Annotated in this window: 4 protein-coding genes; 3 read left to right on the top strand and 1 reads right to left on the bottom strand. The window is 47.8% G+C overall.

Translation table 11 applies throughout. The features are described from left to right. The first annotated feature begins 348 nt into the window (after window positions 1-348). Both A8707_RS25660 and A8707_RS25655 read left to right on the top strand, forming a co-directional pair. On the top strand, window positions 349-1,038 hold the full coding sequence (locus A8707_RS25660; protein WP_068820244.1) for a Crp/Fnr family transcriptional regulator: 690 nt from the start codon (window positions 349-351) through the stop codon (window positions 1,036-1,038). Window positions 1,039-1,104: 66 nt separating this feature from the next. Continuing rightward, complete coding sequence (locus A8707_RS25655) at window positions 1,105-2,940, top strand: M61 family metallopeptidase (protein ID WP_082906513.1); 1,836 nt, start codon at window positions 1,105-1,107, stop codon at window positions 2,938-2,940. A gap of 123 nt (window positions 2,941-3,063) precedes the next feature. Here the strand turns inward: A8707_RS25655 and A8707_RS30445 are convergent, their stop codons facing one another. Next, window positions 3,064-3,192, bottom strand: coding sequence for a hypothetical protein (locus tag A8707_RS30445; protein WP_269452775.1), 129 nt, complete (start codon window positions 3,190-3,192; stop codon window positions 3,064-3,066). Window positions 3,193-3,353: 161 nt separating this feature from the next. Here A8707_RS30445 and A8707_RS25650 point away from each other — a divergent pair, with 161 nt between their 5' ends. Then, window positions 3,354-4,058 (top strand): bacteriorhodopsin, encoded by a 705-nt coding sequence (locus tag A8707_RS25650; RefSeq protein ID WP_068820240.1) that lies wholly within the window; start codon window positions 3,354-3,356, stop codon window positions 4,056-4,058. Window positions 4,059-4,316 lie beyond the last annotated feature (258 nt).

Genomic DNA, 4,316 nt, shown 5'->3' with positions numbered 1-4,316 from the left:
GCTTGATGATTTCCCACTCTGCGTCGGTGAGGCTGCTCGAATAAGGCATTTATTTCTGATTCTAGCTCTTTAGCCAAGATCCCAAATAGGCTCTATAGAGTCGCTGCTGCCTAGAATGAGGACCGCGATCGCCCCCATGCTTTATTCTTAGCAATCACGATTGCAAGGAGTGGAAGAGCAAAGGCGTTGTCAAATCTCTCAAGTTCTATCTGACTCCATTCAAAAATCAGTGGATTTGCTCTGAAGCAAGGTTATTGATTCCTGTCAAGATAGGAGAAATGTGTCTCATCTGACACGTTTTTAAACCCTCAACTATCTACCTCAAACTTCTATCCTGAAGATCTTTTCATGCAGACTGAAGTTTTTAGTGAGCTTTTTCCTTTATTGGCGGCAGCAAACCCAGAAACACTTGACTGGTTGTTGTCGGTCGCAACTGAGCACGAGTATCCGGCTGACAGAGCCGTTTTAATGGAAGATGCCTGGGGCAATGCGGTTTATTTTGTGGTGTCTGGCTGGGTCAAAGTCCGTCGTCACTCTGGCACGGGCGAGAATGTCTCGACGCTGGCGATTTTGGGGCGAGGTGACTTCTTTGGCGAGATGGCGATTTTAGATGAGTCGCCACGATCGACGGATGTGATCGCTCTCTCAAATGTCCGTCTGATGAGCATTTCGGCGCAACGATTCATTCAAACTTTATTCAAAGATCCGCAGTTGCACCATCGAATGCTGCAACTTATGGTCAGACGACTCCGCCAAACTAACATTCGGTTTCAACTCCGCAATCAACCTCCTGCGGTCAAACTTGTCAACACGCTGGTGTCTTTGGCTGAAAATTATGGTCTAGAGTCGAGCAACAGCACCGATATTTTTAACGTCCCGGCAAAAGACCTGGCGGATGTTGCAGATATCAGCGTCGATGAGACGACAAAAATTCTCGAAAAGCTCGATACTAGAGGCTGGATTAAAATTAACCAGAGTCAGCAAGTCATTCATCTTGTGAATCTCAAGCAGTTAATCAATTTGGCGGGTAAACGATAGGTGCAGCCGGGTTTGATGAGGCATGATAGGGAGGTAAGCTGAACGTCGATCGGAGACAATAAAAGGATGAATCAAGAGGACTTAGAACTCATAACCTCACCCGTTAGCCCTTTTATGGAAACGTCGATCGAGTCACCTCAACCTTGTTACTCTTTACCCATCACGTTTGCTTATCAGGTTGCGATGTCTCAGCCAGAGTCGCACCTGTTTGAAGTCACGCTTGAGGTGCTTGGCTGGGCGCAGCCGACTTTAGAGTTGAGAATGCCCGTCTGGACTCCCGGTTCATATCTAGTGCGGGAATATTCTAGACATTTGCAGGATTTTGCAGCTTCTGGAGACAAGAAGGCGCTGCCGTGGCGTAAAGTGCGGAAAAATTACTGGCATATTGACACTCAAGGGCAAAGTAAAATCGTTGTGCGCTATCGCATTTTTGCCAACGAGCTAACCGTGCGAACCAATCATTTGGATAAAACTCACGGTTATTTTAACGGTGCGGCTCTGTTTCTGTATGTGCCAGGATTTGAAAAACAGCCGATCCAAATTAAGATTGTGCCGCCGCGATCGGACTGGCACACCCTAACGACCCTGCCATTCGTTCCCGGAAAAGAAAACACGTTTGAGGCAACGGATTTCGATACGCTGGTCGATAGTCCGTTTGAGATTGGGCATCACGAGATTTATCCCTTTGAGGCGATCGGGAAACCTCACAAATTAGCGATTTGGGGACGGGGAACTGTTGACTGCGATCGCTTAATTCACGATACGCAAAAGATTATTCAAGTCGAAGCTGATCTGTTTGAAGGATTGCCTTACGATCGCTATCTTTTCCTCCTGCATCTCACGTCGAATGGTTTCGGCGGATTGGAGCATAAAGATAGCTGTTCGCTAATTTATTCACGAACGGGATTTCGGGCGAAGGATAAGTACGATCGCTTTATGCAGCTTGTCGCTCACGAGTTTTTTCACCTGTGGAACGTGAAGCGGATTCGCCCGAAAGGGTTGGAAGTGTTCGACTATGAAGGCGAAAATTACACGTCGTCTCTGTGGTTTAGTGAAGGGACAACAAGCTTTTATGATCTGATTCTTCCCTATCGAGCGGGAATCTATGATGCTAAGACGTATCTCAAATCGCTGAGTCAAGAAATTACGCGCTATCTCATGACTCCGGGGCGACTGGTGCAGCCGTTGAGCGAGTCTAGCTTTGATGCGTGGATTAAGCTTTATCGACCCGATGCCAATAGTGCTAATTCTCAAATCTCCTATTACCTAAAGGGAGAAATGGTGACGCTATTGCTGGATCTAGGAATTCGGATCAAGCAGAGCAATCAACGATCGTTTGATGATGTGATGCGTCAAATGTGGAAGCAGTTTGGCAAAGATGAGATTGGGTTCACCCCTGAGCAACTCAAAGCCACGATCGAGTCGGTCGCAGGATTTGATCTGACCGATTTCTTCGATCGCTATATTGATGGCGGAACGGAAGAACTTCCCTTTGATGAATATCTAGCTGGGTTTGGGTTGCGCTTGCAGTCAAATGGCGAGAACGGCGATCGTCCTCCTCATCTCGGCGTGACGGTTAAAACCGAACATGGGCGCGAGATGATCAAATTCGTCGAGGTTGACTCTCCAGCCCAACGAGCCGGAATGAGTGCCGGGAATGAGCTATTGGCGATCGACGGGCTGCGCGTGGGTGCAGACCAACTCAACGATCGGCTAAAAGACTATCAAGCGGATGATGTGATTGAAGCTGCATTTTTTGATCAGGACGAATTGCAAGTCCGGTCTGTCACTTTATTAGAGCCTCGCCCCAGTCAATATCAAGTGGTGGCGATCGAGAACCCTTCTTCCATACAACAACAAAACTTTCAGAATTGGCTAGGAGTGCCCTTAACCGCAGTTTGATAGAACCTCCTGCGTGAATCTTCTGGACAGCCCTTCAGGGAGAAGAGAGCCAGAACTCTTGTTCCCTCTCCTTGGGGAGAGGGCTAGGGTGAGAGCGGAGTATTCCGTGCAGGAGGTCTACTGTCATTGACCTTTGTGGCGATAGCCGATCGTCACGGGTTGCGCTGCAAAGGCATCTTGTTTGACTGTCAATATGACAGTTGCTAGATCCTCTAGTAACGCTTGAATGAGCCAAAGTTTTGAGCTTACCATCAACTCTTGCCAAGTGCAGCCAAATCTCTCACAGCCTGTCGATCGAGAGTCATAAACCTAAATTCAGCAATTTATTCCATTGGTCGGATGGATTTCGACAGGTGGCTCTTTAGACTACCGTAAAGAGTTTTTATTCAGAGCGACCTAGACAAGAAATAACCATGACTCAAACCTGGCTCACGATCGGATGTGTTGGCATGACTCTGGGCGCGATCGCGTTTGGCTTTGGTGCAAATAACGCCAAAAACGAGGCGTGGCGAATTGTCTACACCATTAATTTTTTCATTGCGGCGATCGCAGCTAGCTTGTACCTTGCGATGGTTTTGGGTCAAGGCTTTAATATAATCTATGGTCGTCCGACTTATTGGGTTCGCTATGTTACCTGGGCGTTATCTACACCACTAACGCTGATACTTCTTAGCTTTCTTGGAAGCACCAGTCTTCCGATCGCTGCCAGCATGGTTGGTGCTGATATTTATATGATTGCAACCGGATTTGTCGCTGCGATATCGCCAAAGCCCACCAGTTATATTTGGTACGCTGTGAGTTGCGGTGCTTATTTGGGTCTCGTTTATCTATTGCTGCACCATTATCGAAAGGAGGCAGAACAACAGAATCCGAGAGGCAGAAAAGTATTTTATCGACTGCTGACGGTGCATTTGCTGCTGTGGACGGCTTATCCGATCGTGTGGATTCTGGCTAAAACTGGCTATAGCGTGATCGATAGCGGGTTAGAAACAATGTCTTACACCCTTTTAGATTTAGCGGCTAAAGTCGGGTTTGGGTTTCTCTCACTGAGTTCGCTGCGTCAGTTAGAGCAGACGATCGAAACGCCTCAACGCTCTCAAGAACGGGTCTTGAGATGAGCGAGCGTCAGGGATAGTACACCCTAATTCTCTTGGTTACAGCTTCACGTCAGGCGATACGATGATGCGATCGATGACATGAATCACACCATTGCTCCTGGCTTTGCAGGGTTGCAGTCAACCCGCTGGCTTGAATCGCGTCGGTCATGCTTCTCAAGAAACTAGCTAGGCAGGCGGGAGTCCCCACACCATAATTTTTAATTTGGTGTGGCGGTGAAAGCCGTGCGAGTTAACGAGCAAACTCCTACGCTACTCAAC

This window comes from Phormidesmis priestleyi BC1401, from assembly GCF_001650195.1.
In the GTDB taxonomy this organism is placed as follows: Bacteria; Cyanobacteriota; Cyanobacteriia; order Leptolyngbyales; family Leptolyngbyaceae; genus Phormidesmis_A; species Phormidesmis_A priestleyi_B.
This window is presented reverse-complemented; position numbering and strand designations above follow the sequence as displayed.

What these genes read in the sequence shown, in the direction of transcription:
- A8707_RS25660 (WP_068820244.1), top strand. Translation starts at nt 349, where the DNA reads ATGCAGACTGAAGTTTTTAGTGAGCTTTTTCCTTTATTGGCGGCAGCA.
- A8707_RS25655 (WP_082906513.1), top strand. Translation starts at nt 1,105, where the DNA reads ATGAATCAAGAGGACTTAGAACTCATAACCTCACCCGTTAGCCCTTTT.
- A8707_RS30445 (WP_269452775.1), bottom strand. Translation starts at nt 3,192, where the DNA reads ATGGTAAGCTCAAAACTTTGGCTCATTCAAGCGTTACTAGAGGATCTA.
- A8707_RS25650 (WP_068820240.1), top strand. Translation starts at nt 3,354, where the DNA reads ATGACTCAAACCTGGCTCACGATCGGATGTGTTGGCATGACTCTGGGC.